This is a genomic window from Streptomyces sp. SDr-06, from assembly GCF_003324565.1.
In the GTDB taxonomy this organism is placed as follows: domain Bacteria; phylum Actinomycetota; class Actinomycetes; order Streptomycetales; family Streptomycetaceae; genus Streptomyces.
The window spans coordinates 1-2,073 of the sequence record NZ_QOLA01000064.1 but is presented as its reverse complement, the minus strand read 5'-3'; the positions used below and the strand labels follow the sequence as shown (position 1 = coordinate 2,073).

General features: G+C 68.5%; 1 pseudogene. It reads right to left on the bottom strand.

Annotation, left to right across the window (positions count from 1 at the left end):
• Window positions 1-2,073 (bottom strand): annotated as a pseudogene (locus tag DT019_RS38960) (hypothetical protein); the annotation flags it as partial.

Genomic DNA, 2,073 nt, shown 5'->3' with positions numbered 1-2,073 from the left:
CCAGGCCTCGGTGAGGCGGTTGAGGTAGTCGTAGGTGAAGCACTGAGTGTCGGTCTGACCCGTGTCCTGGACGTCGGACACGGACGTGACGGCTCCGGACGGCGTGTAGGTGTAGTTGGTGACGTCGACCGACGTGGTGGTGCTGGTCTCCTTGTCCAGGGTCGACTTCAGTACCCGCCCCGTGGCCGCGTCGTAATTGTTGGTCTGCACGACCTGGTTGGGAACGTCGCCGACCGTGCTCCGCTGGACCTGGCCGAGCGGGGTGTAGGACATGCCGCTGAGGTAGTCCGCGTCACCGCCGGCCAGAAGGAGCTGTCCGGCGATGTTGTACGAGTAGTAGACGGTCTCGGCGGTCAGGCCGCCCGCGGCGGGCATCGTCGTGTTGTCGAGCAGGCCCACGTTGGGCGTATAGGCCATGCCGGTGTTGTAGGTGCCCGCCAGCTTCCCCTCCGAGGAGGGGACGGTGACCGACGAACCGGTCGGACGGTAGGCGATGTCGTAACCGCTCACCGACGTCGTGTAGGCGTTGCCGTTGACGAATCGGGTCGACGACGTGGGATAGCCCTTGGCGAGCGTGTCGTACGTCCACGAGGCGAGCTGCGTGCCCGTGGTCGAGCCGGAGTACTCGGCGGTCTTCCGGCCGAGGGCGTCGTACGTGTAGGCCAGGGTCTTGTTGCGGGCGTCCGTGGTCGACGTGACCTGGTCGAGGTCGTCGTAGGTGTACGTGGTGGTCCCGGTGTCCGGGTCCGTGGACGAGGCCCTGCGGCCGCGCAGGTCGTAGCTGGTGCTCCACTTGTTGCCGGAGCTGTCGGTCACCAGGTCCTGCAGGCCTGCCGCGTTGTAGTGGTAACGGGTGGTGTCGGCGTCGCCGGTGGGCGTCGGGCCGTGGTACTGGAGGAGCGCGGTCGTGCGGCCACGCGCGTCCTTGACCGTGCTCGTCGCGGACGCGCCGGGCGGCGGGGTGACATCGACCCGGTCGGCGCCCGGGTAGGCCGTGGTGCTGCGCCATTGTTCGACGGCGTAGCTGGACAGCGCCTGGGCGACAGGGCGGCCCATGCCGTCGAAGTAGGTGCCGGTCTGTGAAGGCACCTGGTCGTCGTTGACGACGAAGAGGGTGGTGGAGGGGTCGGCCGTGTTGTAGTACTCGGCGTTGGCTTTCACCGTCCAGCCGTGGCTGTCGTAGTACGTGTCGCCAACGAGCCGTCCCGAGCCGCCGTCGCCGCTGCTCTGCTGCTCCTGGCGCAGCCGGAGCAGTCCGTCGTACAGCTTGTAGTCGACTCCGTAGGACTCGTCCTCGCGGAGGACCTGAGTGGTCACCACGCTGGGCGTCGTGTTGTTGAGCGCGTAGCTGAACTTGCGGCTGGGTGACTTCGTCGCCTTGGCCCGGCCGGGCAGCCACACGGCGGAGATCCGCCCGAGCGGGTCGTAGGTGACGTCGGTGATCCGCCCGTTGGGGTCCGTCGTGGTGAGCGGAACGGCTCGCACCGGGTCGTACGTCGTGGTGCTGGTCCAGCCGGTGGTGGCCGGGGCGACGGCCGGCTGGGTGCTGCTGACCGAGGTCGCCATGGCGCCGGCGGCGGGGGTGTACGCGGTGGAGGTGGTCGCACCGGCCGCATTCGTCACGCTGATGGTGCGGCCGTAGTCGTCGTACCTCCTGGTGCCGATGGTCTTGAGCTGCGCCGCGCCCGAACTGTCGAAGTGGTCCAGCGCCTGCGTCTCCGAGATGTCACCGGTGGCGCCGAGCGTTGCGAACGCCTTGCCGTCGTAGATGTTGCGTGTGTCGGCCAGGGTGTTGGAGGCGTCCGGAGTGGTCCCACACGGGGCCGAGATCTTGATGGCCTCGGCGGGGAAGGCCAGCATGTTCGCCGCGGTGTTCTGGGCGTAACTGGTCGTGGTGCATGTCTCGGGGGTGGCGGCGGTGCCGTCGCCCTTGTCGTCGACCGCGGTGACGAGCCCGTCGGAGTTGTAGGTGGTGTCGGTTTCGGTGCTGCGCCAAGTGCCGTCCGCGAGCAGCGCGCGCTGGTGCACGGCAGCGATGCCGCCCTGGCGGGCTGTCAGGTCGGGCAGTCCGGT